The organism is Sphingobium sp. CFD-1, assembly GCF_024611115.1.
Classification (GTDB): Bacteria; Pseudomonadota; Alphaproteobacteria; order Sphingomonadales; family Sphingomonadaceae; genus Sphingobium; species Sphingobium baderi_A.
The window spans coordinates 257,954-283,693 of record NZ_CP084398.1; the positions used below are offsets into that span (position 1 = coordinate 257,954).

Below are 25,740 nucleotides of genomic sequence, written 5' to 3' on the forward strand. Positions count from 1 at the left end.
TTCTCTTGCAATGCGTCCCGGAAATGCTTATTGTGCAATGCAGCAAATGGAGGCAGAGGCGATGGCCGTTACCCCAAGGACAAGGCGTGCCGCGCCGCGCGCCAAGAAAAGCGGCGACAAGACCCTTTCCGCCGCGGACGTGCTGAAAGCGGCGGAAACCGCGATCGGCGAAAAACCCCGGAGCGCCACGCCCAAGGCTGCCGCTCCCACAACTGCGGCGGCAAAGCCCGCCGCCGCAAAGCCTGCCCCGTCGCGGAAGCCCGTGACCAGGCCGGCAACTCCGGCGTCTGACGCCGCTCCGGCCGTTGTGGCCGCTGCCGTCATGGCAGTGGACGCCGCGCCCGAACCGAACAGCGAAGGGGCCGAAACCTTTGGCAAGCTAAGGGATGCGTCTTCGACTGCCGGTGTGAAAAAAACGCCTAAGCTGCTGCCTGTTACGGAAGGAAATGCGACGATGAACGAGATTATCGAAAACGGAAAGAAGTTCGCCGAAGACGCCAAGGCGAAGATCGAAACCGCCTATGCCGATTTCAACGAGAAGGCGAAGGCCGGCGTTGAAAAGTCGACCAAGGCGATGGAAGAGATCAGCGACCTTGCCAAGGGCAATGTCGAAGCGCTGGTCGAATCGGGCAAGATCGCGGCCAAGGGTGTCGAAACCTTGGGCCAGGAAGCCGTCGACTACAGCCGCAAGAGCTTTGAAAAGGCGACTGCCTCTTTCAAGAGCTTCTCGACCGTGAAGACCCCGACCGAGTTCTTCCAGCTCCAGAGCCAGCTTTTCGCGACCAGCTTCGACGACTTCGCCAAGGAAGCCGCCAAGGGCAGCGAAACCCTGCTGAAGCTGGCAGGCGACGTGGCCCAGCCGCTCGCGGCGCGCGTATCGATCGTCACCGACAAGGTGAAGACGCTGGCCCGCTAAGCGGCACAGGGTCAGAACCCAAAAAAAAGGCGCGCCTTCCATTGGAAGGGGCGCCTTTTTTTTGGGGATGCTGTTTGCAACCATCCGGCTCTTTCACATCGCCGCGTTCAGGTCAGGCAGCCTGACACCGCCAGATAATATATGATCGCCCTGCTTTAATTCTCCGCTTCGGCCCGCTTGAGTTCCGCAGGTTTGCGGTGGGCGAAAAGGGCCGCGAGCCGTTCTTCCTCGTCTGCGGTCAGTTCCTTGGCGGCGTCGGGGAACATCTCCTCTTCCTCCTCGTCGATATGGTGGAGATAGCGTTTTCGCATCTCGGCGAACTTGCGTTTCCACGCTTCACCATTGAACTTAAGTTCGCTCAATTCCTCCAGATAATCGTCGATTTCCTTATGTTCCGACACGCTGTGCTGGGCGTCTTCCCGCAGATCCGGTCGCGCCAGCATCGTGGCGTAGAGCGTTTCCTCTTCGGCCGCCGCATGGGCGGTCACCTCGATCTTGAATTGCTCGAACAGCTTGTCCAGCCGGTCCGGTTCGCTCTTGGCGTCGCTGATCTTGTCCAGCAACTGGCGGTGGGCGTCGTGATCCTGTTTCAATCGGTTGAAAATCGTGGCGTCGGCCATGGGTCGTTCCTCCTGCAATCGGGAAGAAACGAAGTAGGGATCGCTTTGGCTCCGCCCGGATCAGCCGAACAGGGCGTGATAGACGATCGCTACCGGAATCCACAGCAGGGCGCCGATCAGGCTGGCCGCCCACAATTGCAGCACATCGCGTCGGAACCGCAGCGCCAGCCCGCTATGCGACAGCCCCGCATGTTCGATCATCTGCCAGCGCCGTTCCAACCCTCGCGCGGCCACCGCAAAGCCGCCAATGGCGATGATCACGCCCAGATGCAGGACCAGCGATCCGCCCATTTTTGCGACGATGAAGATCTGAAGCAGGCAAAAGACGACAAGGGCGGCGGCAAGGTGCGAACTGATCCGCTTGGCAAAGGAGGCATCCCGGCCATTCTTCGCGGCGTGATTGTTCCATATTGTTGCCAACCTCATCCCTCCCTTGCGTTCGGCCGGGGTAAGAAAACCATGAAGTGCCACGCCGATCAACCGCAAAGAGCAGGGAAAGGGCGGAAAATCGTCCGCCGCGTGGCTGGAGGTCAGCGGTGGTGTGCCCTCCGCTTCGCCGGATGACGGCGATTCATGCGGTGAATGGCCGGGACAGGGCGGCTTTAGGGTTGAATTTGCGCGACTCTGCTGGTAGGGCGCGCCCCACACGGCGCAGGGTGACTTGCGGCGACTCATGGATTTATATTCGGGAGGCCCGCCGGGAATGGGTTTTTCATTCCTGGCGAACCGCCCGTTTTCGATTGGAGATTGACTGGCTTATGCAAATCATCGTTCGCGATAACAATGTGGATCAGGCTCTTCGCGCGCTCAAGAAGAAGCTCCAGCGTGAAGGCGTTTATCGCGAGATGAAGCTGCGCCGTCATTATGAAAAGCCGTCGGAAAAGCGCGCCCGTGAAAAGGCTGCGGCGGTCCGCCGTGCGCGCAAGCTGGAGCGCAAGCGCGCCGAGCGTGACGGCGTCCGGTAAACATATCTGACGGGGCGGTCGAAGGGCCGCCTTTTCCTTCAAAGTCTTTATCCAACTGCAAGGCGCGCGCCCATGTCCACGACGGCTGTTCCCCTTCATCCCATCGCCAAGGGGTCGCTGACGCGGCTCTGGATCGGCGTCGCCGCGATTGCGCTGGCGGCGGGAGGGCTCGCCTGGGCCGGGCAGCGCAATCTGGAACCGTCGCCCGCGACCTTCCTGACGCAGAATGCGAACGCGGACGGCGTGGAGACGACGCAATCGGGCTTGCAGTTCAAGGTGCTGGAAGAAGGCGCCGGCCCCAGCCCGACCGGGCAGGATGTGGCGCTGGTCGGCTACAAGGGCGCGCTGCTCGATGGCACGGTGTTCGATGAGAACCCGCAGACGGCAATGCCGGTGGATGGCGTCGTGCCGGGCTTTTCCGAAGGCCTGCAGAAGATGAAGAAGGGCGGCAAATACCGCCTGTGGATTCCGCCGCAGCTTGGCTATGGCGAGCAGGCCGCCGGCCCGATCCCGGCCAATTCGGTCCTGGTGTTCGACGTCCAGCTCCATGACTTCAAGTCACGCGCGGAAATCATGCAGATGCAGCAGATGATGCAGCAGCAGGGCGGCGCCCCGCAGGCCTTGCCCGGCAACTGATCGCCGCGCTCATCGCAGGATCAAGGAAGAGGCCCCATTGCGGGCCTCTTTGCTTATGAAGCGTCCTGAAGGATGGCGGGGCCTTCCGTCCGTTCGGCCTCCAGCGCCTTCGACCGTTCCTCCAGATAGACTTTGAGCATGGCGACGATCGGGTCGGCCAGGAACAGGCCCAATATGCCGAACAGCGCGCCGAACAGGATCTGCGCCGCCAGCACCAGCGCAGGAGCGAGGTCCGTCGCGCGCTTGGCGACCATCGGCACGATCAGATAGCCGTCCACGATCTGCACGACCAGATAAACGCCAAAAGCATAGAGCCCGGCGTCCACTCCTGCCGAAAAACCGACCAGAACGATCAATATGCCCGATATGATCGACCCGATATTGGGCAGAAAGGCGAACAGGCCGGTCAAGATGCCGAGCAGACCCGCCATCGGCACGCCGCCCGCCCATAGCAGCAGCCATGTGCCCACGCCCTCCACCGCCATGCCGATCAGCCGCCCGAACATCAGCCGGCGCAGCGTCCAGCCCATCTTGTCCGCGATCCTGTAGAAACGCGCGCGCTTTTCCATTGGCAGCATCCAGGCGACGCCGCGCTCGTAGAGCTTCGGCTCGACGGCGATGAAGATCGCCAGCACCAGCATCATGACCCCGCTGGTCAGCGCGCCCACCATCGTTCCGACCGCCGCCGTGACGCGGCCCAGCGAACTCATCGCCTGGCTCGCCAGGTTCTTGAAGTCCTCGGGCGTCGTCGTGATCCCGAGTTGCTGCATCCATCCGCCGATCCGCGTCACCTGCGTCTCGACGATGACCCGCATGGCCTGCGCCTGCGCGGCGAGGCTCGATCCGGTGAGAAAGAAGGTGTAGATCAGGAAGGCCAGCGCGGCGAGCAGCACGATGGCGAGCCGCCAGCCCCGCCCAATGGGCAGCACGCGGCCCAGCAGGCGGGTTCCCCCATCCATCATCGTCGTCAGGACCAGCGCGCCCAGGATCAGCATGATGGGCTGGGCCAGCAGCACGACCAGCGCAACCGCGATGCCCATCGCGATCCACACGCTGGCGCGTTTCATTTCATGCTGGACAAGAAGACTGCGATATTCGCTGGGGCCGGGCTCTTCGATATGGATCTGCTTGTCGCTCAAACCCGGCTCCCTGATAAATCGTCTATTGTGGCACGGTAACGCTCCGGGGGCGCAGGCTGTTCCCGGCGCGCCCGCTCCGCAGGGCATGGAGCCAGCTCACGGGGTTCCAGGTGGCGTCGCCGTCCAGCGAGAAGGTGATGAACTCGGCCCGCCCGCCGATCGCTTCCCATGGCACCGGTCCGCCCAGACCGTTTTCCTCCAGCGGTGCGCGGCTGTCGGCGCTGTTGTCGCGATTGTCGCCCATCAGGAAGACATGGTGCGGCGGTATGCGGACGGGACCATACCAGTCCAGCGCGCTCGGCCCCATGTCGATGGTGACATAGGTTTTGCCGTTTGGCAGTACTTCCTGCTTCACGGGCAGTTCGCAATAGCTCTTGCCGTCTGGGCCTGTCCGCCGCGCGCCGGGGAATTGCAGCGGTGGGCAGGGCGCGTTGCCGTCGATGGGGACGCGAACGGGCTTCAGTGTCTTTTGGGGCACTGGCCTGTCGTTCAGGATGATCTGCCCGCCGCGCACTTCCAATATGTCGCCGGGCAGGCCGATCACGCGCTTGATATAGTCCTCCCGCCGGTTCTGCGGGGATACGATCACGATGTCGCCGCGCTGGGGCATATGGCCGAACACACGCCCTTTCAGAAAGGGCAGCGGGTGGAAGCTGGGCGAGACATAGGACCAGCCATAGGGAAATTTGCTGACCACCAGCCGGTCGCCTTTCAGCAATACCGGCATCATCGACTCCGACGGAATGTAAAAAGGCTTCGCGACGAAGCTGTGAAAGGCCAGCACCGCCAGAATGAGCAGCGCGATGCTCCGCACTTCATGCCACCAGTTGACCGGGCCGGAGCGGGCGTCGGCTTCCGGCGGCGCAGGGTTCTGGTCTGCGGGGGGCGGGCTGTTTTCGGTCATGTCGGGTGCCGTCATGGGTGGGGGCGGGCCTCTGGCGCCGCAACGTCCTGCGGCAGGATTTCGATGATGACGAACGCCTGCGCCCATGGATGATCGTCCGTGAGCGTCAGGTGAATGACCGGCTTGTAGCCTGTCGGAACCAGCGATTGAAGCCGGGCGAGCGCGCCGCCCGTCAGCGCCAGCGTCGGCGCTCCGCTGGGCGCGTTGACGACGCCGATGTCCTTCATGAACACGCCGCGCTTGAAGCCCGTGCCCACGGCCTTGGAAAAGGCTTCCTTGGCGGCGAACCGCTTGGCGAGCGTCCCGGCCTTGGTGAAGGGGCGGCGATTGGCCTTGGCGCGTTCAACATCGGTGAAGACCCGCTGTTCGAAACGGTCGCCGAAGCGGTTGAGCGAATTTTCGATTCGTTCGATATTGCACAGGTCGGAACCGAGGCCGATGATCAACGCACGAGGTCCATCTGCCGCCGCATTTCGCGAATGGCGTTTTCCAGGCCTCCGAAGATCGCCTCGCCGATCAGGAAATGGCCGATATTGAGTTCCGCGACCTGAGGAATGGCGGCAATCGGCCCCACATTGTCGAAGGTCAGGCCGTGGCCCGCATGGGGTTCTATGCCGTTTTTCGCAGCGAGCGCCGCCGCGTCCGACAGGCGCCGCAATTCCTGCGTCCGTTCCGCGCCGGCCAGATGGGCGTAGCGGCCGGTATGGAATTCGACCACTGGCGCGCCGAGGCGGATGGCTGCTTCGATCTGGGCGGGGTCGGGTTCGATGAACAGACTGACGCGCACGCCCGCTTCGCCCAACGTGTCAACGATGGGGCGCAGGGCTTCGATCTGCCCCGCTGCATCCAGCCCGCCCTCGGTCGTCCGTTCCTCGCGCTTTTCGGGCACGATGCAGGCGGCGTGCGGCCGATGCCTGAGCGCAATGTCGAGCATTTCCCGCGTCGCCGCCATTTCCAGATTCAGCGGCACGGAGAGCGCGCCGATCAGCGTCGCTATATCCTCATCCCGGATATGGCGGCGATCCTCGCGCAGATGCGCCGTGATGCCGTCCGCCCCGGCCTTGACCGCCAGAAGGGCGGCTTTCACCGGGTCGGGATGCTCGCCTCCGCGCGCGTTGCGGATGGTCGCCACATGGTCGATGTTGACGCCAAGGCGAAGATGCGCGGGAGGGGACGTCATTGGCTACTGTTTCCGGCTGCCCGGCTTTTCGGCGGGGATGGCCGCCAGTTCGGGCGGCACCTCATTTGCTTCATAAACGGGGAAATTGATACTGACGAGGGGATAGAAGGGCACGCCCAGATCGACCTCGCCCGCCGAACGGTCCACCAGCGCCGCTTCCGCGATCACGATGCCGCCTTCCGCCGCCACGGCCTCGATCGCCTGGCGCGAAGACAGGCCCGTCGTGACCACATCCTCCACCATCAGCACTTTCTGCCCCGGCGCAATGGCAAAGCCGCGCCGCAGTTCGAACGTCCCTTCGGGCCGTTCCAGGAAGATGGCGTCCTTGTCGAGCGCCCGGCCGACCTCATGGCCGATGATAAGGCCTCCCATTGCCGGGGAAACCACCAGATCGATTTCCTGCCGCAATTCGCGCGGAAGTTGCTGCACTATCGCCCGGGCGAGCCGTCCGGCCCGCTCCGCATTCATCAGCACGCGCGCGCATTGCAGATAATTGCCGCTGCGGCGTCCCGATGACAGGATGAAATGTCCTTCGAGCAGCGCTCCCGCCGCCCGAAACTCCGCCAATACTTCCTCGTCGGTCATTCGATACAGATCCATTCGCGTGGCGAATGCGGGGCAAGCCCGCCCGTCACACTCCTTTATTAAAGGGCATGTCGCGCCCCATGAAACAGCGCCCCTATGCGCGGGAGCGGAATAGGCGGGCAAGGGAGGCGTTGCAACAGAGAAGAAAATCTGCTCCTGGATGCTTGAGGCTGAAAAAAACCATGCCTATAAGCCGCCGCAGACCGACCGGGCGAGGACGAAGCATGTGCGCGTGCGTCTTTGCCGCAGGGGCGCGAAGGGGTTACGGGGTAAGAAGACGCTATGAACAAGGTGAAATCGCTCATTCTCGCCGGGATGCTGGCCTTTGCGCCAGCTTTGGCGATGGGCAGTCCGGCGCTGGCGCAGGATAATGCCGTCGCGGCGCCGGCCGCTGCAAATGCCGCCGCGCCGGTCGAATCGGTTGCCAATGCCGCCGAAGCGGCGCCCGCCGCCAAGGTCGCGGCGCCGCCGCGCATGAAGCCGACCGAAGGCATCGGCATGCCCCGTCCGGGCGAAATCACCCTTCAGGAGCAGTTTACGTCCACCGGACACTCCGCCCGCTGGTTGCATGACAAGATGCTTCTGCCGATCATCACGATCATTTCGATCTTCGTACTGATCCTCATGCTTTATGTGATGTTCCGGTTCCGCCGCAGCGCGAACCCGAATCCGTCCAAGACCTCGCACCATACCCTGATCGAAGTGGTCTGGACGGTGGTGCCGGTCGTGATCCTGCTGGTGATCGCGGTGCCGTCGATCGGCTTGCTCGCCGACCAGTATAAGCCCGCGCCCAAGGATGCGATCACCGTCAAGGTGACCGGCTATCAGTGGTATTGGGGCTATGAATATCCCGACAACGAAATCCCCGAATTCGTGTCGAACATGCTGACCAAGGAAAAGGCGGCCGAAAATGGCGAGCCTTATCTGCTGGCGCCCGACAATCGCCTGGTCCTGCCCGTGGGCCGTCCGATCAAGCTCATCATCACCGGCGCTGACGTGATCCACAGCTTTGCGGTTCCTTCGCTCTGGGTGAAGATGGACGCCGTGCCGGGCCGTCTCAATGAGAAGAGCTTCACCATCGAGAAGCCGGGCGTCTATTACGGCCAGTGTTCGGAACTTTGCGGCGCGCGTCACGGCTTCATGCCGATCGCGATCGAGGCGCTGCCTCCCGCGCAGTTCGACCAGTGGGTGCAATCGCAAGGCGGCAAGCTCAAGGCCGCAGGCGCCCCGGCGACGGCGGAGGCCCCCGCGCCCGCCGCCGCTCCGGCCAAGATTTGATGTAAGGGCAGATACGCCATGACCACCATTACCGCAGACCATCACGGCGATCATGCTCACGAGCATCACGACGCCGATCACAAACCGGCCTTTTTCCAGCGTTGGTTCATGTCCACGAACCACAAGGACATCGGCACTCTCTACCTGATCTTCGCCATCATCGCCGGCATCATCGGCGGCGCGATTTCCGGTCTGATGCGCGCCGAACTGGCGCAGCCGGGCATTCAGTATCTTCATGCATGGGCGCAGTATAGCGACGGTCCCTCGGCTACGCTGGATCAGGCCTATCACCTGTGGAACGTGCTCATCACCGCCCACGGCCTCATCATGGTTTTCTTCATGGTGATGCCCGCGATGATCGGCGGCTTTGGCAACTGGTTCGTGCCGATCATGATCGGCGCGCCGGACATGGCCTTCCCGCGCATGAACAACATCAGCTTCTGGCTGTTGATCCCCGCCTTCGCGTTGCTGCTCGGGTCGACCTTCGTCCCCGGCGGCACCGGCAACGGCGCGGGCACGGGCTGGACGGTCTATGCGCCGCTGTCGACCAGCGGTTCGGCGGGCCCGGCGGTGGATATGGCGATCCTGTCGCTCCACATCGCGGGCGCCAGCTCGATCCTGGGTGCGATCAACTTCATCACCACCATCCTGAACATGCGCGCGCCGGGCATGACCCTGCACAAGATGCCGCTGTTCGTCTGGTCGGTGCTGGTCACGGCCTTCCTGCTGCTGCTCGCTTTGCCGGTTCTGGCCGCGGCGATCACCATGCTGCTCACGGACCGCAATTTCGGCACGACCTTCTATGACGCCGCTGGTGGCGGTGATCCCGAGCTGTATCAGCACCTCTTCTGGTTCTTCGGCCACCCTGAAGTCTACATCATGATCCTGCCGGGTTTCGGTATGATCAGTCAGATCGTCTCGACCTTCAGCCGCAAGCCCGTCTTCGGCTATCTCGGCATGGCCTATGCCATGGTCGCGATCGGCGTCGTCGGCTTCGTCGTCTGGGCGCACCACATGTTCACCACGGGCATGTCGGTCAACGTGAAGATGTATTTCACCGCCGCGACGATGGTCATCGCCGTTCCCACCGGTATCAAGATCTTCTCGTGGATCGCGACGATCTGGGGCGGTTCGATCAGCTTCAAGACCCCGATGGTCTGGGCGCTGGGTTTCATCTTCCTGTTCACCGTGGGCGGCGTCACCGGCGTCGTGCTGGCGAATGGCGGCGTGGACGACGTGCTGCACGACACTTATTATGTGGTCGCGCACTTCCACTATGTGCTTTCGCTGGGAGCGGTGTTCGGCTTGTTCGCCGGTTTCTATTACTGGTTCCCGAAGATGTCGGGGAAGATGTACAACGAGTTCCTCGGCCATCTGCACTTCTGGGTGTTCTTCATCGGCGTGAACATGCTGTTCTTCCCGATGCACTTCCTGGGATTGTCGGGCATGCCGCGCCGCTACCCCGATTATCCGGAAGCCTTCGCCTACTGGAACCAGGTTGCCAGCCACGGCTATGAAATCATGGCGGCGGGCATGGTGATCTTCTTCATCAACCTGATCTGGTCGCTCGCTGCCGGCAAGAAGGCGGCGGACAATCCTTGGGGTGAAGGCGCGACGACGCTGGAATGGACGCTGTCCAGCCCGCCGCCCTACCACCAGTTCGAAACGCTGCCAGTCGTCGACTGACGCTTGATGAAGTAGCGCTCCGAATTGGCGGGGCGCTGATGGGCAGGGCTTTGGAGCCCTGGCCTTGGGTTCAGTCCCGGCGCTGCATCGGCGCCGGGCTGACGCATGAGGAGTTTATGGCAAGTTCGCCGATCATGTCCGGGGCCATCTCGCCCACCTTGCCAGCCCATTGGCGGGACTTTGTGGCGTTGACCAAGCCCAGAGTGATGACGCTCGTTGTCTTTACGGGCCTGTGCGGACTGTTGGCCGCGCCGGGGCATATTCATCCGGTTCTCGCCTTCACGGCGATCCTGTGCATCGCCTTGGGGGCGGGGGCTGCCGCCACGCTCAACCAATGGTATGAGAAGGATATTGACGGCCTGATGAAGCGGACGGCCAATCGCCCGCTTCCCGCAGGCCGCATGGACCCGCAGTCCGCTTTGCATTTCGGTGTCGGCCTGTCCGTCTTTTCGGTCCTGCTGATGGGGATTGCGACCAACTGGCTTGCGGCAGGCGTGCTGGCGGTATCGATCCTGTTCTATGTCTTTATCTACACTATTTGGCTGAAGCCCCGCACGGCGCAGAATATCGTCATTGGTGGGGCGGCCGGCGCTTTTCCGCCCGTCATCGGCTGGGCGGCGGTCACGGGCGATATTTCGGCCTTGCCCGTTGCGCTCTTCATGCTGATCTTCTTCTGGACGCCCCCGCATTTCTGGGCCTTGGCCCTGTTCGTGAAGACGGACTATGCCGCCGCCGGTATTCCGATGCTGCCCGTGGTGTCGGGCGAGGTCGCGACCCGGCGCCAGATCTGGTTCTATACCGCGATCATGGCGGCGGCCGCCATGGCGCCGGTGCTGCTTGGCCTGACGGGCCCCGTTTACGGCACCACGGCGCTGCTGGGGACGGCGCTCTTCGCGTTTTTTGCCTTTCAGGTGTTCCGCCGCCGGGAAAGCGATCCGAGCCGGATGGGGCCGGAACGCCGCCTTTTCAAATATTCCATCCTCTATCTGTTCCTGCTGTTCGGAGCGGTCGTGGTCGACCGCTGGTTGATGGCATGACGCCCGAGGAAGACCGTCAGATTCGCGCGCGGCAGAAATCCCGCGCCCTTGTCACCGGCGTGCTGCTGGCTGCGCTGGTGGTGCTCTTTTACGCGATCACTATCGTAAAGATCGGCGGAGGCAATTGATGGCAAGCCTTCCTCCCTCCCCCTTCGATCGTGATCGCCGTAACCAGCGGACGCTCATCACGATGGCCATCGTCGGGCTGGCGATGCTGGGGCTGGGCTTCGCATCGGTTCCCCTATACCGCATTTTCTGTCAGCAGACGGGCTTTGGCGGCACGACGCAGCGCGCATCCGCCGACGTCCAGGTGAAAGCGGCTGTCGGTCATACCCTGTCCATCCGCTTCGATTCCAACGTGCAGCCCGGCATGCCCTGGAAATTCTATCCCGAGCATCCGACCGACACCGTGACGGTGGGCGCGCGCGACATGGCGATCTTCATTGCCAAGAACATGTCGGACAAGCCGGTCACGGGCACGGCCAGTTTCAACGTCACGCCAACCCAGGCGGGCGCCTATTTCACGAAGATCCAATGCTTCTGCTTCACGCAGCAGACGCTGAAACCCGGCGAAGAAGTGCGGATGCCGGTTCTTTATTATGTCGATCCGAAAATCCTGTCGGACCCCGACAACAAGGACACGCAGGAAATAACGCTGAGCTACACCTTCTATCCTGTTGAGCAGGACAAGAAGCCAAGCTAAGGCAACAGGCAATAACGCGAACAGGGAAGAGTAGGTCATGGCAGGCGCCAAGAATCACGATTATCACATTCTCCCGCCCAGCATCTGGCCGATGTTCGGCTCGCTGTCGGCGCTGGTCATGGCGTTCGGGGCGATCATGTGGATGCATCCCGATGCGCTGCCCGCGGGCGGTGGCTGGGTATTCCTCATCGGCGTCGCGGGCGTTCTCTTCACCATGTTCAGCTGGTGGAGCGACGTGATTCGGGAAGCCCATGCGGGGGATCACACGCCGGTTGTGCAATTGCACCTGCGTTACGGCATGATCCTGTTCATCGCGTCGGAAGTGATGTTCTTCGTCGGCTGGTTCTGGGCCTTTTTCGACTTCTCGCTTTTCCCCAGCCAGCTTGCCCCGATCGATGGCCTGTTCCCGTCCAAGGGTATTGAGGTGATGAACGCGTTCGAGCTTCCGCTGCTCAACACGCTGATCCTGCTCTGCTCGGGCACCACCGTCACCTGGGCGCACCACGCGCTGATCCACGGCGACCGCGAGGGCCTCAAGAAGGGTCTGTGGTGCACCGTGATCCTGGGCCTGCTCTTCTCGTCGATCCAGGCCTATGAATATGCCCATGCGCCGTTCCCGTTCGGCGGCAGCCCCTATAGCTCGGCCTTCTACATGGCGACCGGCTTCCACGGCTTCCACGTTCTGGTCGGCACGATCTTCCTGATCGTCAATCTGGTGCGTTCCTATAAGGGCGACTTCACGCCCCGGCAGCATTTCGGTTTCGAAGCGGCCGCATGGTATTGGCACTTCGTAGACGTCGTCTGGCTGTTCCTCTTCGTCGCCATCTATGTGTGGGGCGGCTGGGGCGCGCCGATTCACGGCGGCTGAGGGTTCCGATCCTTTCCAGCGAAATAAACGGCCGGGGATCATTTCCCGGCCGTTTTCTTTTGCCGCGCCGGGCGCTATGCCGGTTGCTCATGACGACGCAGAACGATCCCCCTTCCGCGCTGCCCATGCCGCTCCTGCAAGCGGCGGCCAAAGGAGCGTGTCCGCGCTGCTCTGCGTCCACCATCTTTGCCGGCCCGGTCCGTTTTGCGTCTTCCTGTCGGCAGTGCGGGCTGGATTATGAACAGTTCAACGTCGGCGACGGACCGGCGGCCTTCCTCACCCTGATCGTGGGCGCGGTCATTGTCACGCTTGCGCTGGTGCTGGAGCTGAAGGTTCACCCACCGCTCTGGCTGCATGTCCTGCTGTGGACGCCGCTCATTGTGCTGGCGGTCATGGGAAGCCTGCGCCTTGCGAAGGGGGCGCTGCTGATCCTCGAATATCGCAACAAGGCGCGTGAGGGGCGCATCATGGACAAGTCCGACGCATGAGCGATCGGCGTCCCTTGCCGCTGGTCCCAACGATCATCGTCGCCCTCGCCGTGCTGGCGATGATCGCCCTTGGCATGTGGCAACTTGAGCGGCGGCATGAAAAGGAGGCGATGCTGGCGCTGGCGGCCGCCAATCCCGCCAGGGCCGCGGTCGCCTTTCCTGTCCTGCCGCCGGTGCCGCCGGAAATCCTCTTTCGCCCATCTTCCGTCCACTGCCTGCGGGTCGTCGGCTGGCAAACCGAAGCCGGGCGCGCGGCGGACGGTTCCACCGGCTACCGCCATATCGCCCAATGCGCGACCGGAGCCGAAGGGCCGGGCGTCCTAGTGGCGCTGGGCGTGGGCCAGCGTCCCGACGTCAAGCCGCAATGGAACGGGGGCCAGATCGCGGGCTGGATTTCCGAGGAGCCGGATCATCGCTCGCTCCTGTCGCGACTCGACCGCCGCGTATCGCCGCTTCGTCCCATGCTGATCGCCCGCGCAGCACCGGCAGGCCTGAAACCGGTTGCGCCGCCCAATGTCGCGGACGTGCCCAACAACCATCTGGCCTATGCGGTGCAATGGTTCTTCTTCGCGGCGGTGGCGGTGGCGATCTACCTTCTTGCGCTTCGGCGTCGGGCCAGGCCGCCCGCCGATCCGTCGTAAAGGCTTGCTCCAAAGGCCGCGCGCCGTTACCGCGCTTCTCCATCATGCAATATGTGAGCACCAGAGGGAGCGCGCCTGCGCTGGGTTTTGAAGATGTGACGCTGGCGGGGCTGGCGTCCGATGGGGGACTATATGTCCCGGAAAGCTGGCCCAGCTTCTCGCCCGACCAGATTCGCGCCCTCGCTGGCCTGTCCTATGTGGAAACGGCGGTGCGCGTCATGGCCCCCTTCGTGGCCGGATCGCTCTCCGAAGAGGAACTGCGCGAACTGTGCGAAGCCGCCTATGGCCGGTTCAGCCATGATGCCGTGACTCCGCTGGTGCAGCTCGATCATCGCAACTGGCTGCTGGAGCTGTTCCACGGTCCCACGCTGGCGTTCAAGGATGTGGCGCTGCAATTGCTCGGTCAATTGTTCGAGCGCTTCCTGTCGCGCCGCGACGATCATCTCACCATCGTCGGCGCGACCTCGGGCGACACCGGGTCGGCGGCGATCGATGCGGTCGCTGGCCGGGAAAAGATCGACATCTTCATGCTGCATCCCGATGGCCGCGTATCGGACGTTCAGCGGCGGCAGATGACGACGGTGCGCGCGCCCAATGTCTATAATATCGCCATTGAAGGCAGCTTCGATGACGCGCAGGCGCTGGTGAAGGCGATGTTCAACGACGCGGATTTCTCGCGCCGCTTCAACCTGTCCGCCGTCAACAGCATCAACTGGGCGCGGCTGATGGCGCAGGTGGTTTATTATTTCTACGCCGCCGTCCGTCTGGGCGCACCGGACCGGGAAGTCGCCTTCTCCGTCCCCACCGGCAATTTCGGCGACGTGTTCGCGGGCTATGTAGCGGCGCAGATGGGGTTGCCCGTCGCGAAGCTGATGGTTGCGACCAACGTCAACGACATTCTGCACCGCGCTCTGTCGGAGGGCGACTACAGCCAGGGACAGGTGGTGCCGACCGTGACGCCCAGCATGGACATTCAGGTCAGCTCCAATTTCGAGCGGCTGCTGTTCGACGCGGGCGGGCGCGATGGCAAGGCGCTGGCCGATCAGATGCGCGGTTTCGAAGCGAGCAGGGCAATGCGCCTCACCAACGCCCAGCGGGATGGCGCATCGAAGCTGTTCACCTCGGCGCGCGTGGATGCCGACAGCATGACCATGGCGATGCGCTGGGCGCTGGACGCGGCGGGGCAGGTGATTGATCCGCACAGCGCGGTCGGTCTGGCTGCGGCGCGAACGATGGAGCTTGATCCGTCGATTCCGGTGGTCACGCTGGCGACGGCCCATGCCGCCAAGTTTCGCGACGCGGTGGAGCGGGCGACGGGCACGCGACCGCCCTTGCCAGCGCGGGTGGGCGACCTGTTCGCGCGCGAGGAAAGCTATGCCAAGCTGCCCGGCACGTTCGAGGCCGTGACCGCCTATGTCGCGGAACGTGCGACGCCCCGGGGATAGAATAAGCGCGGAGGCTGGCTTGGAACTCCACACACTCGTTGGCGAGCCGTGGGCCGATTATAGGCTGATCGATTCCGGCCATGGCCGCAAGCTCGAACGCTATGGCCGTTTTCGCTTCATCCGTCCTGAACCGCAGGCGATGTGGGCGCCCGCGACCGACGACTGGCGCGCCGATGGGGAGTTCGTTCCCGGCTCTGACGAGGAAGGCGGCGGACGCTGGTATTATGAGCGTCCGGTGCCTGCCGAAGGGTGGCCGCTCACATGGAATGAGGTGACGTTCCAGTCCAGTTGCACGCCCTTTCGCCACCTGGGCTTCTTTCCCGACATGGCGCCGGTGTGGGACTGGATGCGCGAGCGGACGGCGGACAAGGCCGAAGCCGATGTCATGAACCTGTTCGGCTATACTGGCGTGGGCACGCTGGCGATGGCGGCGGCGGGTGCGAAGATGGTGCATGTCGACGCTTCCAAGAAATCCGTGGCGCAGGCGCGGTCCAATGCAGCGCTTTCCGGGCTGGATGACCGTCCCGTCCGCTGGATCGTGGACGATGCCGCCAAATTCGTGGCGCGCGAGGTGCGGCGTGGGCGGCGCTATGACGGCATATTGCTCGACCCGCCCAAATATGGGCGTGGGCCCGATGGCGAAGTGTGGCGGCTGGAGGAAGATCTGCCCGGTCTGATCGCCCATTGCCGGCAGTTGCTGGATGCCGACAGCCGCTTTCTGTTCCTGACCGTTTATGCCGTGCGGATGTCGGCGCTGGCGATCGGGGAACTCCTGAAACAGGCCTTTGCCGATCTGCCCGGCACGGTCGAAGCGGGCGAACTGGCCGTGCGGGAGGAAACGCGCGGCCTGCTGCTGCCGACGGCCATCTGGGCGCGCTGGAGCCGCTGATACAGCCTCAGCGGCGCGGGCGGAAAAGCGGCAGCATCCGGCTCAGCACCTCGTCCCGGTCCAGAAAATGATGCTTGAGCCCCCCCAGCACATGCAGGGCCAGCACGACATAGATCGCCTTCACCATCAATTTGTGCACGCCGCCCAGCGCTTCGGACAGTTCCTTGCCCTGCGCGATGGGCAGGTTGGGTGCAGGCACCGCGCCATAGAGCGGCACTTCCGGCGCGCCTCCGGCTGAGGCTGCGGCCCAGCCCAGCAAGGGCGCGCCGATCATCAGCACATAGAACAGGATATGCGTGCCCCGCGCCAATATGCGTTCCCACTGGGCCATCCCACCGGGAAAAGGCGGCCAGGGATGCGCGAAACGCCAGCCGAGCCGGATGAGGCTGAGCAGCAGGATCGTGATGCCGACCGATTTATGAAGGGCGAAATAGCGCAGTCCATCGGCAGGCGTCGTCGCATCCTCCATCCACCCGCCAAAGGTCGCATTGGCAAGGATCAGGACGAAAATCGTCCAGTGGAGCAGGATCGAGACCGTGGAATAGCGGCTTCTGTCTTCGCGCATCTGTCATCCTCCCTGTGCCGATGGGGGAAGAACGCGCCCGGCCCCATCCCGTTGCGCGCTCTTATCGTTCCACCCGGATCTCGAACAGTTTCGGCCAGTTCTTGCCCGTCACGAACAGCCGGTCGCCCGCCGCGTCATAGGCGATGCCGTTCGCCACCGCTTCGCTGTCGCGCACGCCCGCCGCCTTCCGCAAGGGCGCGATGTCGATCCAGTCGATGACGCTGCCGGTGCGCGGATCGATGCGGGCGATATGGGTGTCATACCAGATGTTCGCCCAGATCTCCCCCTTCACCCATTCCAGTTCGTTGAGCCGTTCGACCGGACGGCCGTTCCAGGTGACGGTGATGCGCCGCTCCTCCGCCAGCGTATCGGGATCGAGGAAACGTAACTGCGCGCTCCCGTCGCTCATGATGAGGTGGCGGTCATCCTGCGTCAGCCCCCAGCCTTCGCCTTTATAGTCGAAGCTGGAAACGGGCGAAAAATCGTCGAGCTTCCACACGAACCCGCGTTCATGCTGCCAGGTCAGGCTGATGAGCCGGTCCTTCCAATTGACGATGCCTTCGCCGAAATAGGGCCGCTCAATGACGCGGCGTTGGAGAACCTTGCCGTCCTTCAGGCGCAGCTTGCGGATTTCCGACTGGCCGGCCAGGCCTGTGCTCTCATAGAGCGCGCCATCGTGGAAGAAGAGGCCCTCCGTAAAAGCGGTGGGGTCATGGGGGTAGCTTTTGACCAGCTTCCACGGCGTATCGGCATGGGCGGGGGACGCGAGCAGGAAAAGAATCGCAGCCAGTAGCCATGACAGGCTCCGTTCGTGTCGAGCCCTTCGACTGTCCGCCTGCGGCAGGTGCTCAGGATAAACTATGTCGAGCCACGCTGGCGCGACATATCCGTTTATCGACTGCGCTCGAAACGAACGGATGGCAGCGAATATGGCATCGCTCATTCGGCCGCCTGCTCAGCGATGGCGGCGGCAAGCCAGTCGGGGAGCGCGGCGGGGTCCAGATCCTCCACCCGCCGCAGTTCGATGGAAAGGCCCAGGTCCGGCAGGGCGGCGCGCTGGCGCTTTTCGTCGGCCTCCCCCAGCGGCACGGCGACGAGGCGGCGGTTCACCTTGTTGCGGTAATGCATCCGCGCGGTGTTTTCCTGCCCGACATAGCAGCCCTTGTCATAGTCGACGCCGCGCAGGTCCTCCGCATTGGTTTCCAGCCAGAGCGTCTGGTCCTGCCCCAGTTCCGCCGCGCCCTCGAACACGCCCAGCGACAGCCGATGGGCGCGGAAGGCGGGGGAGGCGTCGCCTTCCTCCGGCGCGGCCAGCCAGCGATGGCCGAGCGCGGGCAGGCGCGGATCGAGCGGCCTGTCGGCGGCATCGAGCGACCAATGCACGGCAAGGCCCTCCTCCCGCGCGATCGTCACCTTGCGGCGCAGGCGGTAGAGGGTGAGGCGTTTCGCCAGCGCGTCGGCCTGGCTTCCTTCGCAGTCGATCAGCACATCATCGCCGTCCGCCCACAGGATGAAGTCGAACAGCGCCTTCCCCTGCGGCGTCAGCAGGCCGGTCCAGCGCGGCTCGCCCTCTTTCAGGCCCAGAACGTCGCGGGTCAGCAGCCCCTGAAGGAAGGAGCGGGCGTCCTCGCCCGAAATTCTCAAGATCGCGCGGTCGCGAAGGGTGGTGCCGGTCATCGGCTTTAGGTAGGACAGTTCCGCCCGATTACCAACCCGTTCGGGCTGAGCTTGTCGAAGCCAGCGCCTGAACTTGGCGAAGGCCCGACCTCATGGACTTCATGGAACGGAATCACGCCATGCCCCAGACTTTCGACCTGATCCTCAAGAACGGCACCGTGCATACGCCGGGCGGCGCGGAAAGCGTGGATGTGGGCGTGCGGGGCGGGCGGATCGCCGCCATCGGCACGTCGCTGGGCGACGCGGGCGAGGTGATCGACTGCGCGGGGCTGGACGTGCTGCCCGGCTGCATCGACAGCCAGGTGCATTTCCGCGAGCCGGGCCTGGAATATAAGGAAGACCTCGAATCGGGCAGCCGCGCGGCGGTGTTGGGCGGCGTCACGGCCGTGTTCGAAATGCCCAACACCAATCCCAATACCGACAGCGAGGACCGGGTGCGCGACAAGCTGGCTCGCGCCCATCATCGCATGTGGTGCGACCATGCCTTCTATGTCGGCGCGACGGCGGACAATGCCGAGCAATTGAAGGAACTGGAGCGCATCCCCGGCACGGCGGGGGTGAAGATCTTCATGGGCGCATCGACCGGCAGCCTGCTGGTGGACGACGACGATGCGCTTTCCCGCGTGCTGGCGAGCGGCTGGCGCCGCGTCGCCATCCATGCCGAGGACGAGGCGCGGATGAATGCCCGCAAGGATCTGCGCGTCGAGGGCGATCCGTCCTCCCATCCCGTCTGGCGCGACGATGAAAGCGCGATGATCGCCACGAAGCGCATCATCGCCCTTGCCCGCAAGGCGCGGCGGCGCATCCACATATTGCATGTGACGACGCCCGCCGAACTGGAATATATCGGCCAGAACAAGGACATCGCGACCTGCGAGGTGACGCCGCAGCATCTGACGCTGGCGGCGGAGGATGCCTATCCGCGCCTTGGCACCCATGCCCAGATGAACCCGCCGATCCGGTCCGGCGCGCACCGCGAGGGTCTCTGGCGCTGGCTCAATCAGGGCGTGCCCGATGTGCTGGGCAGCGACCATGCGCCCCATACCATTGAGGAAAAAGCGAAGGTCTATCCCGCCTCGCCCAGCGGGATGCCGGGCGTTCAGACGCTCGTGCCGCTGCTGCTCAACCATGTGGCGGAGGGGCGGCTCACGCTGCGTCGCTTCATCGAACTCACTTCTTCCGGACCGCAGCGCGTGTTCGGGCTGGTGGGCAAGGGCCGGATCGCGCTCGGCTATGACGCCGACTTCACCGTGGTCGACCTCAAGAAACGGTGGACGGTCGGGAGCGACTGGCTCGCCTCGCGCTGCGACTGGTCGCCTTTCGAGGGCATGGACCTCACCGGCAAGGCGGTCGGGACGATCATTCGCGGCCATCGCGTGATGTGGGAAGACGCCCTCGCCAACGAAGCCGTGGGCGAGCCGGTCCGTTTCGAAGCGACGGAATTTTCCTAAGCCGTCGCCGGCCGGTTACGGCGGGCGGCGGCCATGCTGTCGCTGGCGAACAGGATGAGGCCCAGCCAGATCAGCGCGAAGCTCACTATCTGGCCATGGCTCAGCGTCTCGCCGAACAGCAGCACGCCGCACAGGAACTGCAATAACGGCGCGACGAATTGCAGCAGGCCCAGCGTCGCCATGGGCAGGCGATGCGCGGCCACGGCGAACAGCACCAGCGGCACCGTCGTCATCGCGCCGCTCACCACCAGCATGACGGTGGTGAAGTTGTCCTGACCGAACGCCAGCCCACCATGCCCCGAAAGCCAGCCGAGATAGGCGAGCGCAACGGGCGTCAGGATCAGCGTTTCCGCGCCAAGGCCCGCCATCGGCGCAACCGGCGTCAGCTTGCGGACCAGCCCATAAAAGGCGAAGGAAAGCGCCAGCATGATGCTGATCCAGAGCGTCGTCAGCGCCGCCGCCGCCATGATCGCGACGCCGATGGCGGCCACGCCGATCGCCAGCATCTGCCCCCGCCGCAGCCTTTCCTTGAGCACCAGCACGCCCAGCGCGACATTGACAAGCGGGTTGAGGAAATAGCCCAGGCTCGCGGCGATCACATGATCGTCGTTGACCGCCCAGATATAGGTCGTCCAGTTGATCGCGATGAAGAGCGAACTGGCCGTGAGCGGCAGCAGCAGGCGCGGCGTCGAAAGCGCCGCCCACAGCGGACCGAGCGCCCGGCGCGCCGCCAGCAATATCAGAATCAGGACCAGCGACCAGATGACCCGCTGCGCCACCAGTTCGAACGGGCCGACATGGTGAAGCAGCTTGAAGAAGATGGGAAGCAGGCCCCACAGGCCATAAGCCGCCAGCGCCGCCAGCAGGCCGCTGCGTATCTCATCGGCCGGCTGCTGGCCGGCGTTCAAAGCAACCCGCCGCCCATGAATAGCCGCAGAGCGCCGAAGGCCGCGACGATCAGGCAGAAATTGCGTCCACCATTTTTGGACGAAAGCATGCCGATGAACGCACCGACCAGCGCCATCGGCACCAATATCCAGTTCAGCGCGCCCAGCAGGGGCAGCACGGCGGGGATCATCAGGATCAGGGTGACAAGGCCGATCAGGGCTGACAGAATGTTGAGCATGGCCGTCAAATGGCCCTTCCGCCGCGTCAGGGCAAGCGCCCCGGCCATGCCATTACAACGCAACTGGCCTGATCGCCGAGAGAATCGGGCATCACGCCGCTTGTAAACACCAGGCTTGGCGATGACCGAAAGCGGCCAATAGCCGCCACCCCACCTCAGGGCGAACGGAGATGGGAATAGCAGACCCTCCGTTCCCCGCCCATCTCAACCATAGATTCTCTCCGCGCCCGCTCGGGAAAAGCCAATCCCTGACGGCCGGCCCTGTCCCCTCGCGCGCCAACCGGGCAAACGGGCGCGACAAGGAGAAACCCATGACCAGCCTGCCTTTCGTTCAGGTCGATGCCTTTGCCGATGCGCCCTTCACCGGCAATCCCGCCGCGGTGATGCCGCTCGGCCAATGGCTTGCCCACGATGTGCTGCAAGCTATCGCCGCGGAAAACAACCTGTCTGAAACCGCCTTCACCGTGCCGACGCCCGACGATCCGGATGCCGATTATGCCCTGCGCTGGTTCACCCCGGCGGTCGAGGTGAAGCTATGCGGCCATGCCACGCTGGCGAGCGGCCATGTGCTGATGGAGCGGGACAGCGTCCGCTTCCGCACGCGCCATGCCGGCATACTCACCGTGTCGCGGACGGAGCAGGGCTATGCGCTGTCGCTGCCGGCATGGACCATGGAGCCGCGCCCGCTGCCTGATCTGGCGGCGGGCCTTGGCGGCGCGCCGCTCGAAAGTCACTGGCGCGAGGGTGGCTACAGCCTGTTCCTCTTCCCCGATGCCGCCGCCGTTCGGGCGCTCTCCCCCGATTTCGCGCGCCTCAGGGCATTGGGCGACATCATGCTGATCGCCACGGCAGCGGGTGAGGAAAGCGACATCGTCAGCCGCGTATTCGTCCCCGGCGGCGGCGTCGATGAAGATCCCGTCACCGGATCGGCGCATGGCCTGCTCACCCCCTTCTGGGCAAATCGGCTGGGCCGAAATCGGATCAGCGCTCATCAGGCGTCGGCGCGTGGCGGTCGCATCGGCTGCGCGCTGGAGGGCGACCGCGTGATCCTGACCGGCGCGTGCCGCACGGTGATAGAGGGCCGCTTTTCCCTCTAACCCGGAAACAGGCCGATCAGCCTGGCCAGCCCCGCCTTCAACGCCTCCCGCTGCTGCGTGCGCGGCGACATGCCGATCCGCACCACGGTCAGCTTCTGCCCCGGCGACACGAGGATATATTGTCCGTTATGCCCGACGCAGCCGAACAGGCTGTCGGGCGCGATCCCCGGCATCAGCGGGCTTTCCTCGCTCGCCCGGTTGATCCACAGATGCGCGCCATAGGCCGGATTGCGCGGCGAAGGGCGGCGCATGAAGTCGATCCATTTTTCCGGCACGATCTGGTGCCCGCCCACGCCCCGGCCATGGTTGCGGAGCAATTCCCCGAAGCGCGCATAATCCCGCGCCGTCATGTGCAGGAAGCTGCCGCCGATCATCGTTCCCGCCGGGTCATATTCGACGGTCAGGCTCTTCAGCCGCGCGGGCGCCTTCAGCCTGCCGTCGATGAATGTCTGCATCGCCCGCCGCCGCGCGTCGGGATCGCGGCTGTTGGTCAGCATCTGCGCCATCAGTTCCGACAATATCGTCGTGCTGCCGGTGCTGTAGGAAAAGGCCGAACCGGGCGCATGGGCCAGCGGCTTCGCCTCGGCATAGGCGGCCATGTCCTGCGCCCCGTCGGTGAACAGCATCCGGGGCGTGTCGCCGCGCTCGATCGGCTTCATTTCCTCCACATGGTCAAGGCCCGACGTCATGGTCAGCAACTGGCGCAGCGTGATTCGTCCGCGCGGATCGCCCGGCTGGCCCCATGCCTCGACCGGCACCGGCGAATCGATGCCCAGCCGTCCGTCCGACACCATCAGGCCGACCAGCACCGCCGTCACGCTCTTGGCGATGGACCAGGACAGCAGCTTCGTCTCCGGCCCGAACCCGGGCGCATAGCGTTCCGCGACGATCCGCCCCCGGTGCATCACCACCAGCGCCCGCGTCTCGCCCATCGCGCCATCCTCGAACAGCGGATCGACGGCGGATCGGATCATGGCCTCGCTCACATCGTCGTCGCTGGCGACGCTATAGACCGGCGCGACGGCGTTCTGCGCGCGCACGGCCCACGCCCCCGCCACGCCGATCAGCGACAAAAAGGCCACCCCTGCGCCAAGGCGCTTTACGCTTATCCCACGGAGCTTCATAAGCCGCGCATAGAGCGTTTTCCCTTCCGGTGAAAACGCTCTGATTTTTGTTTGCCGCATTTTCCGGGTCGCCGCCCATGAATGGGTGGCTCGAAAATGCTCTGCACGGTTTTTGGGAAAGGGGAGCATGTCCGCGCGCCGCAAATGGATTTACGGGTTGGGGGGCCTCATCGCGGTCCTGCTCGCCCTGCTGGCGTGGAATTGGCGGTCCCTGAACGCCCGCGCGGCGCTGGGCGCGGCCTATGGCGCGCGCGTCGCCTGCTCCTGCCGCTATGTTGAGCGGCGCGACATGCCAAGCTGTCAGGGCGACAAGGAACCGGGCACGGGCATGGTGGCGCTCACCGACCATCCCGATGCGCGCGCCGTCAGCGCCAGCGTGCCGCTCATCGCGACGCGCACCGCCCGCTATCGTCCCGGCTGGGGTTGCCTGCTCGACCCCGTCCGCTAAGGCGTCTCCATGCGTCCCGACATCCCCACGCTGCTGCACGACATATTCGGCTTTCCCGGCTTTCGCGGGGTGCAGGAACAGGTGGTGGGCCGTGTCATGGACGGGCAGGCTACGCTCGCCATCATGCCGACCGGCGCGGGCAAGTCGCTCTGCTATCAATTGCCCTCCGTCGCGCTGGAGGGCTGCTGCGTCGTCATATCCCCGCTGATCGCCCTCATGCACGACCAGCTTCGCGCCGCGCAGGCGGTCGGCATCCGCGCCGCCAGCCTCACCAGCGTCGATACGGACTGGCGCGAGACGCAGGAGCGGCTTCGGGGCGGCGATCTCGACCTGCTCTACGTCGCCCCCGAACGCGCCAGCGGCGAAGGCTTCCGCAGCCTGCTCCGTTTGGCGAAGATCGCCCTCTTCGCCATAGACGAAGCGCATTGCGTCTCCGAATGGGGCCATGATTTCCGCCCCGACTATCGCCTGCTGCGCCCGCTGCTGGACGAGTTCGCCGCGGTTCCCCGCCTCGCGCTCACCGCCACCGCCGACGCGCACACGCGGGAAGACATCCTCGTCCAACTCGGCATCCCGCGCGAAGGCATGATCATCGCGGGTTTCGACCGTCCCAATATCCGATACGCCGTCCACGCCCGCGACGGCCTGCCGCGCCAGTTGGCCGATCTCGCCGCCGCCAATCCCGGCCCCGGCATCGTCTACGCCCCCACCCGCGCGGCGACGGAGAAGCTGGCCGACGGCCTCGCCAGGACCGGGCGCGCCGTCCGCGTCTATCACGCTGGCCTCGACCCGCAGGTCCGCGCCGCCAACCAGGCCGCCTTCATCGCCAGCGAGGACATGGTGATGGTCGCCACCATCGCCTTCGGCATGGGCATCGACAAGCCCGACGTGCGCTTCGTCGCCCATGCAGGCCTGCCTAAATCGATCGAGGGCTATTATCAGGAATCGGGCCGCGCAGGCCGCGACGGCGAACCGGCGCAGGCGCATCTCTATTGGGGCGCGGAGGATTTCGCCCGCGCCCGCCAGCGCATCGCCGAACTCGATCCCACCCGCCAGCAGGGCGAGCGCGCCCGCATCGCGGCGCTGGGCGCGCTGGTCGAAACCGGCACCTGCCGCCGCGCCATCCTGCTCCGCCATTTCGGCGAAAGCCCACCCGCGACCTGCGGCAATTGCGACAATTGCATGAGCCCGCCCGCCAGCATCGACGCGACCCAGACCGCGCAGAAATTCCTCTCCGCCGTCTACCGCACCGGCCAGAGCTTCGGCGCGGGCCATATCGAATCGGTCCTGACGGGCGCGGCGACGGACAAAATCCGCGAGCGCGGCCATGACAGGATTTCCGTCTACGGCATCGTCGAGGGGGATGAGACGGCGCTCCTCCGCCCCGTCTCCCGCGCCTTGCTGGTCCGCGACGCGCTCGAAACCACCGAGCATGGCGGCCTGATGCTCGGCCCCAACGCCCGCCCCATCCTGCGCGGCGAGGAAGAAGTCCGCATCATCCTCCCCCCGCGCCGCGAACGCCGCAAGCGCAACGCCCGCAACGGCAGCGAAGCCAACCCGGTGGGCGATCCGCTGTTCGACGCCCTGCGCGCCTGCCGCCGCGAACTGGCGCAGGAAGCGGGCGTGCCGCCCTATGTCATCTTCCACGATTCCACCCTGCGCGAAATGGCGGAGCAGCGCCCCACCACCCTGGCCGAACTTGGCCACATCAGCGGCGTCGGCCAGCGCAAGCTCGACGCCTATGGCGACGCCTTCCTGGCCGCCATCCGACCCTTCGCCTGATCCTTCCCTCTTGAATCCCGCAGCCCCAAAGCGCAAGGAAGGCCGCAAAGGAGTCCCGCCGATGTTCCGCCAGCTTACCCCCAGCATTCTCGTTTCGCCGCAGATCAGCGTGGCGGATGTCGAACAGGCCAGGGCGCAGGGCGTGACCGTCATCATCAACAACCGCCCCGATGACGAGGAGCCGGGCCAGGTGAACGGCGCGGAGATCGAAGCCGCCGCCAAGGCCGCCGGCATCGCCTACGCCGCCGTCCCCGTCGCCCATGGCGGCTTCGCCCCGTGGCAGCTTGACGGTATGGCCGCCGCCCTCGCGCAGGCGGGCGAAGGCAAGATCCTCGCTTATTGCCGCTCCGGCACGCGCAGCACGCTGCTTTGGGCGCTGACCCGCGCCCGCGCGGGCGACCACCCCGCCGCCCTCACCGAACAGGCCGCCAATGCGGGCTATGACGTGACGCCGGTGCTCCAGATCATGGACGCGCTCGCCGCGAACTGA

Annotated in this window: 31 protein-coding genes; 18 read left to right on the forward strand and 13 right to left on the reverse strand. The window is 64.6% G+C overall.

All coding sequences use genetic code 11. From position 1 onward, the window contains the following. Nucleotides 1-61: 61 nt before the first annotated feature. Complete coding sequence (locus tag LDB26_RS01225) at nucleotides 62-916, forward strand: phasin family protein (RefSeq protein ID WP_257539910.1); 855 nt, start codon at nucleotides 62-64, stop codon at nucleotides 914-916. A 155-nt stretch (nucleotides 917-1,071) separates the two neighbouring features. Here LDB26_RS01225 and LDB26_RS01230 read toward each other — a convergent pair whose 3' ends face one another. Continuing rightward, nucleotides 1,072-1,536, reverse strand: coding sequence for a hemerythrin domain-containing protein (locus LDB26_RS01230; RefSeq protein WP_062063160.1), 465 nt, complete (start codon nucleotides 1,534-1,536; stop codon nucleotides 1,072-1,074). A 60-nt stretch (nucleotides 1,537-1,596) separates the two neighbouring features. Further along, entirely contained in the window at nucleotides 1,597-1,962 is a 366-nt protein-coding gene (locus tag LDB26_RS01235; protein ID WP_197413677.1) for a hypothetical protein, read from the reverse strand. 332 nt (nucleotides 1,963-2,294) lie between these two features. On the opposite strand from LDB26_RS01235, the gene rpsU reads away from it, so the two are divergent. Both rpsU and LDB26_RS01245 read left to right on the forward strand, forming a co-directional pair. After that, complete coding sequence (gene rpsU / locus LDB26_RS01240) at nucleotides 2,295-2,501, forward strand: 30S ribosomal protein S21 (RefSeq protein WP_004208618.1); 207 nt, start codon at nucleotides 2,295-2,297, stop codon at nucleotides 2,499-2,501. Between the two features lie 72 nt (nucleotides 2,502-2,573). Beyond that, the gene (locus tag LDB26_RS01245) at nucleotides 2,574-3,137 is read left to right on the forward strand and encodes an FKBP-type peptidyl-prolyl cis-trans isomerase (protein WP_062063162.1); all 564 of its coding nucleotides are present in this window, start codon (nucleotides 2,574-2,576) and stop codon (nucleotides 3,135-3,137) included. Between the two features lie 53 nt (nucleotides 3,138-3,190). On the opposite strand, the gene LDB26_RS01250 is transcribed toward LDB26_RS01245, so the two are convergent. The 5 genes from LDB26_RS01250 to pyrE are packed head-to-tail and all read right to left on the reverse strand — an operon-like array spanning nucleotide 3,191 to nucleotide 6,945. Beyond that, nucleotides 3,191-4,276, reverse strand: coding sequence for an AI-2E family transporter (locus LDB26_RS01250; protein ID WP_257539912.1), 1,086 nt, complete (start codon nucleotides 4,274-4,276; stop codon nucleotides 3,191-3,193). A gap of 22 nt (nucleotides 4,277-4,298) precedes the next feature. Further along, a complete protein-coding gene (gene lepB, locus LDB26_RS01255; protein WP_257539914.1) occupies nucleotides 4,299-5,195 on the reverse strand; it encodes a signal peptidase I in 897 nt (298 codons plus the stop codon). Beyond that, nucleotides 5,192-5,626 (reverse strand): holo-ACP synthase, encoded by a 435-nt coding sequence (acpS, locus tag LDB26_RS01260; RefSeq protein ID WP_062063168.1) that lies wholly within the window; start codon nucleotides 5,624-5,626, stop codon nucleotides 5,192-5,194. Before acpS ends, lepB begins: the two co-directional genes overlap by 4 nt. Beyond that, complete coding sequence (locus tag LDB26_RS01265; RefSeq protein WP_062063169.1) at nucleotides 5,623-6,360, reverse strand: pyridoxine 5'-phosphate synthase; 738 nt, start codon at nucleotides 6,358-6,360, stop codon at nucleotides 5,623-5,625. The genes acpS and LDB26_RS01265 overlap by 4 nt, the downstream gene beginning before the upstream one ends. A 3-nt stretch (nucleotides 6,361-6,363) precedes the next feature. Continuing rightward, entirely contained in the window at nucleotides 6,364-6,945 is a 582-nt protein-coding gene (gene pyrE, locus LDB26_RS01270) for an orotate phosphoribosyltransferase (RefSeq protein ID WP_257539916.1), read from the reverse strand. A gap of 282 nt (nucleotides 6,946-7,227) precedes the next feature. Between pyrE and coxB the strand changes: the two genes are divergently transcribed. The 10 genes from coxB to LDB26_RS01320 all read left to right on the forward strand — a co-directional run bounded on the left by coxB (nucleotide 7,228) and on the right by LDB26_RS01320 (nucleotide 15,980). After that, on the forward strand, nucleotides 7,228-8,223 hold the full coding sequence (gene coxB / locus LDB26_RS01275) for a cytochrome c oxidase subunit II (protein ID WP_062063173.1): 996 nt from the start codon (nucleotides 7,228-7,230) through the stop codon (nucleotides 8,221-8,223). Nucleotides 8,224-8,241: 18 nt separating this feature from the next. Then, the gene (ctaD, locus tag LDB26_RS01280; RefSeq protein ID WP_062063175.1) at nucleotides 8,242-9,909 is read left to right on the forward strand and encodes a cytochrome c oxidase subunit I; all 1,668 of its coding nucleotides are present in this window, start codon (nucleotides 8,242-8,244) and stop codon (nucleotides 9,907-9,909) included. 116 nt (nucleotides 9,910-10,025) lie between these two features. Further along, the gene (locus tag LDB26_RS01285) at nucleotides 10,026-10,946 is read left to right on the forward strand and encodes a heme o synthase (protein ID WP_257539918.1); all 921 of its coding nucleotides are present in this window, start codon (nucleotides 10,026-10,028) and stop codon (nucleotides 10,944-10,946) included. After that, the gene (locus tag LDB26_RS01290; RefSeq protein ID WP_257539920.1) at nucleotides 10,943-11,074 is read left to right on the forward strand and encodes a hypothetical protein; all 132 of its coding nucleotides are present in this window, start codon (nucleotides 10,943-10,945) and stop codon (nucleotides 11,072-11,074) included. Before LDB26_RS01285 ends, LDB26_RS01290 begins: the two co-directional genes overlap by 4 nt. Continuing rightward, complete coding sequence (locus LDB26_RS01295) at nucleotides 11,074-11,649, forward strand: cytochrome c oxidase assembly protein (RefSeq protein WP_062063180.1); 576 nt, start codon at nucleotides 11,074-11,076, stop codon at nucleotides 11,647-11,649. The genes LDB26_RS01290 and LDB26_RS01295 overlap by 1 nt, the downstream gene beginning before the upstream one ends. Before the next feature lie 37 nt (nucleotides 11,650-11,686). Continuing rightward, nucleotides 11,687-12,517 carry a cytochrome c oxidase subunit 3 gene (locus tag LDB26_RS01300; protein WP_062063182.1) on the forward strand — a complete coding sequence of 277 codons (831 nt, stop codon included), beginning with the start codon at nucleotides 11,687-11,689 and terminating at the stop codon, nucleotides 12,515-12,517. An 89-nt stretch (nucleotides 12,518-12,606) separates the two neighbouring features. Beyond that, complete coding sequence (locus LDB26_RS01305) at nucleotides 12,607-13,005, forward strand: DUF983 domain-containing protein (protein ID WP_062068456.1); 399 nt, start codon at nucleotides 12,607-12,609, stop codon at nucleotides 13,003-13,005. Then, entirely contained in the window at nucleotides 13,002-13,646 is a 645-nt protein-coding gene (locus LDB26_RS01310) for an SURF1 family cytochrome oxidase biogenesis protein (protein WP_257539922.1), read from the forward strand. The genes LDB26_RS01305 and LDB26_RS01310 overlap by 4 nt, the downstream gene beginning before the upstream one ends. Before the next feature lie 44 nt (nucleotides 13,647-13,690). Continuing rightward, nucleotides 13,691-15,091 carry a threonine synthase gene (thrC, locus tag LDB26_RS01315; RefSeq protein ID WP_257539924.1) on the forward strand — a complete coding sequence of 467 codons (1,401 nt, stop codon included), beginning with the start codon at nucleotides 13,691-13,693 and terminating at the stop codon, nucleotides 15,089-15,091. A gap of 19 nt (nucleotides 15,092-15,110) precedes the next feature. Beyond that, entirely contained in the window at nucleotides 15,111-15,980 is an 870-nt protein-coding gene (locus LDB26_RS01320) for a class I SAM-dependent methyltransferase (RefSeq protein ID WP_257539926.1), read from the forward strand. Nucleotides 15,981-15,987: 7 nt separating this feature from the next. On the opposite strand, the gene LDB26_RS01325 is transcribed toward LDB26_RS01320, so the two are convergent. The 3 genes from LDB26_RS01325 to LDB26_RS01335 all read right to left on the reverse strand — a co-directional run bounded on the left by LDB26_RS01325 (nucleotide 15,988) and on the right by LDB26_RS01335 (nucleotide 18,222). Next, nucleotides 15,988-16,545, reverse strand: coding sequence for a cytochrome b (locus LDB26_RS01325; protein WP_257539928.1), 558 nt, complete (start codon nucleotides 16,543-16,545; stop codon nucleotides 15,988-15,990). Between the two features lie 61 nt (nucleotides 16,546-16,606). Continuing rightward, nucleotides 16,607-17,488: a glutaminyl-peptide cyclotransferase gene (locus tag LDB26_RS01330; protein ID WP_373886153.1), complete on the reverse strand. Its 882-nt coding sequence runs from the start codon at nucleotides 17,486-17,488 to the stop codon at nucleotides 16,607-16,609. Next, on the reverse strand, nucleotides 17,485-18,222 hold the full coding sequence (locus LDB26_RS01335) for a folate-binding protein YgfZ (protein WP_257539931.1): 738 nt from the start codon (nucleotides 18,220-18,222) through the stop codon (nucleotides 17,485-17,487). The genes LDB26_RS01330 and LDB26_RS01335 overlap by 4 nt, the downstream gene beginning before the upstream one ends. Before the next feature lie 119 nt (nucleotides 18,223-18,341). On the opposite strand from LDB26_RS01335, the gene LDB26_RS01340 reads away from it, so the two are divergent. Then, the gene (locus tag LDB26_RS01340) at nucleotides 18,342-19,673 is read left to right on the forward strand and encodes a dihydroorotase (protein WP_257539933.1); all 1,332 of its coding nucleotides are present in this window, start codon (nucleotides 18,342-18,344) and stop codon (nucleotides 19,671-19,673) included. Here the strand turns inward: LDB26_RS01340 and rarD are convergent. Beyond that, nucleotides 19,670-20,581 (reverse strand): EamA family transporter RarD, encoded by a 912-nt coding sequence (gene rarD, locus LDB26_RS01345; RefSeq protein WP_257539936.1) that lies wholly within the window; start codon nucleotides 20,579-20,581, stop codon nucleotides 19,670-19,672. The genes LDB26_RS01340 and rarD overlap by 4 nt on opposite strands. Next, the gene (locus LDB26_RS01350; RefSeq protein WP_257542219.1) at nucleotides 20,578-20,799 is read right to left on the reverse strand and encodes a hypothetical protein; all 222 of its coding nucleotides are present in this window, start codon (nucleotides 20,797-20,799) and stop codon (nucleotides 20,578-20,580) included. Before LDB26_RS01350 ends, rarD begins: the two co-directional genes overlap by 4 nt. Nucleotides 20,800-21,110: 311 nt before the next feature. Here LDB26_RS01350 and LDB26_RS01355 point away from each other — a divergent pair, with 311 nt between their 5' ends. Beyond that, nucleotides 21,111-21,896, forward strand: a complete 786-nt coding sequence (locus LDB26_RS01355; protein ID WP_257539938.1) for a PhzF family phenazine biosynthesis protein — start codon at nucleotides 21,111-21,113, stop codon at nucleotides 21,894-21,896. Here LDB26_RS01355 and LDB26_RS01360 read toward each other — a convergent pair. Then, nucleotides 21,893-23,020: a serine hydrolase gene (locus LDB26_RS01360; protein ID WP_257539940.1), complete on the reverse strand. Its 1,128-nt coding sequence runs from the start codon at nucleotides 23,018-23,020 to the stop codon at nucleotides 21,893-21,895. The two genes, LDB26_RS01355 and LDB26_RS01360, sit on opposite strands and share 4 nt — an antisense overlap. Nucleotides 23,021-23,147: 127 nt before the next feature. On the opposite strand from LDB26_RS01360, the gene LDB26_RS01365 reads away from it, so the two are divergent. The 3 genes from LDB26_RS01365 to LDB26_RS01375 all read left to right on the forward strand — a co-directional run bounded on the left by LDB26_RS01365 (nucleotide 23,148) and on the right by LDB26_RS01375 (nucleotide 25,740). Next, on the forward strand, nucleotides 23,148-23,468 hold the full coding sequence (locus LDB26_RS01365; RefSeq protein WP_257539942.1) for a hypothetical protein: 321 nt from the start codon (nucleotides 23,148-23,150) through the stop codon (nucleotides 23,466-23,468). A gap of 9 nt (nucleotides 23,469-23,477) precedes the next feature. Then, on the forward strand, nucleotides 23,478-25,250 hold the full coding sequence (gene recQ, locus LDB26_RS01370) for a DNA helicase RecQ (RefSeq protein WP_257539944.1): 1,773 nt from the start codon (nucleotides 23,478-23,480) through the stop codon (nucleotides 25,248-25,250). A 61-nt stretch (nucleotides 25,251-25,311) separates the two neighbouring features. Next, a complete protein-coding gene (locus LDB26_RS01375; RefSeq protein ID WP_257539946.1) occupies nucleotides 25,312-25,740 on the forward strand; it encodes a TIGR01244 family sulfur transferase in 429 nt (142 codons plus the stop codon).

Coding starts and splice junctions, on each gene's coding strand:
- rpsU (WP_004208618.1), top strand. CDS start 2,295: ATGCAAATCATCGTTCGCGATAACAATGTGGATCAGGCTCTTCGCGCG.
- LDB26_RS01355 (WP_257539938.1), top strand. CDS start 21,111: ATGACCAGCCTGCCTTTCGTTCAGGTCGATGCCTTTGCCGATGCGCCC.
- LDB26_RS01305 (WP_062068456.1), top strand. CDS start 12,607: ATGACGACGCAGAACGATCCCCCTTCCGCGCTGCCCATGCCGCTCCTG.
- LDB26_RS01285 (WP_257539918.1), top strand. CDS start 10,026: ATGGCAAGTTCGCCGATCATGTCCGGGGCCATCTCGCCCACCTTGCCA.
- LDB26_RS01245 (WP_062063162.1), top strand. CDS start 2,574: ATGTCCACGACGGCTGTTCCCCTTCATCCCATCGCCAAGGGGTCGCTG.
- LDB26_RS01225 (WP_257539910.1), top strand. CDS start 62: ATGGCCGTTACCCCAAGGACAAGGCGTGCCGCGCCGCGCGCCAAGAAA.
- pyrE (WP_257539916.1), bottom strand. CDS start 6,945: ATGACCGACGAGGAAGTATTGGCGGAGTTTCGGGCGGCGGGAGCGCTG.
- LDB26_RS01335 (WP_257539931.1), bottom strand. CDS start 18,222: ATGACCGGCACCACCCTTCGCGACCGCGCGATCTTGAGAATTTCGGGC.
- LDB26_RS01265 (WP_062063169.1), bottom strand. CDS start 6,360: ATGACGTCCCCTCCCGCGCATCTTCGCCTTGGCGTCAACATCGACCAT.
- LDB26_RS01375 (WP_257539946.1), top strand. CDS start 25,312: ATGTTCCGCCAGCTTACCCCCAGCATTCTCGTTTCGCCGCAGATCAGC.
- LDB26_RS01230 (WP_062063160.1), bottom strand. CDS start 1,536: ATGGCCGACGCCACGATTTTCAACCGATTGAAACAGGATCACGACGCC.
- LDB26_RS01310 (WP_257539922.1), top strand. CDS start 13,002: ATGAGCGATCGGCGTCCCTTGCCGCTGGTCCCAACGATCATCGTCGCC.
- LDB26_RS01360 (WP_257539940.1), bottom strand. CDS start 23,020: ATGAAGCTCCGTGGGATAAGCGTAAAGCGCCTTGGCGCAGGGGTGGCC.
- LDB26_RS01350 (WP_257542219.1), bottom strand. CDS start 20,799: ATGCTCAACATTCTGTCAGCCCTGATCGGCCTTGTCACCCTGATCCTG.
- LDB26_RS01330 (WP_373886153.1), bottom strand. CDS start 17,488: ATGAGCGATGCCATATTCGCTGCCATCCGTTCGTTTCGAGCGCAGTCG.
- LDB26_RS01290 (WP_257539920.1), top strand. CDS start 10,943: ATGACGCCCGAGGAAGACCGTCAGATTCGCGCGCGGCAGAAATCCCGC.
- coxB (WP_062063173.1), top strand. CDS start 7,228: ATGAACAAGGTGAAATCGCTCATTCTCGCCGGGATGCTGGCCTTTGCG.
- recQ (WP_257539944.1), top strand. CDS start 23,478: ATGCGTCCCGACATCCCCACGCTGCTGCACGACATATTCGGCTTTCCC.
- LDB26_RS01300 (WP_062063182.1), top strand. CDS start 11,687: ATGGCAGGCGCCAAGAATCACGATTATCACATTCTCCCGCCCAGCATC.
- LDB26_RS01325 (WP_257539928.1), bottom strand. CDS start 16,545: ATGCGCGAAGACAGAAGCCGCTATTCCACGGTCTCGATCCTGCTCCAC.
- lepB (WP_257539914.1), bottom strand. CDS start 5,195: ATGACGGCACCCGACATGACCGAAAACAGCCCGCCCCCCGCAGACCAG.
- LDB26_RS01295 (WP_062063180.1), top strand. CDS start 11,074: ATGGCAAGCCTTCCTCCCTCCCCCTTCGATCGTGATCGCCGTAACCAG.
- thrC (WP_257539924.1), top strand. CDS start 13,691: ATGCAATATGTGAGCACCAGAGGGAGCGCGCCTGCGCTGGGTTTTGAA.
- LDB26_RS01365 (WP_257539942.1), top strand. CDS start 23,148: ATGTCCGCGCGCCGCAAATGGATTTACGGGTTGGGGGGCCTCATCGCG.
- ctaD (WP_062063175.1), top strand. CDS start 8,242: ATGACCACCATTACCGCAGACCATCACGGCGATCATGCTCACGAGCAT.
- LDB26_RS01340 (WP_257539933.1), top strand. CDS start 18,342: ATGCCCCAGACTTTCGACCTGATCCTCAAGAACGGCACCGTGCATACG.
- LDB26_RS01235 (WP_197413677.1), bottom strand. CDS start 1,962: ATGAGGTTGGCAACAATATGGAACAATCACGCCGCGAAGAATGGCCGG.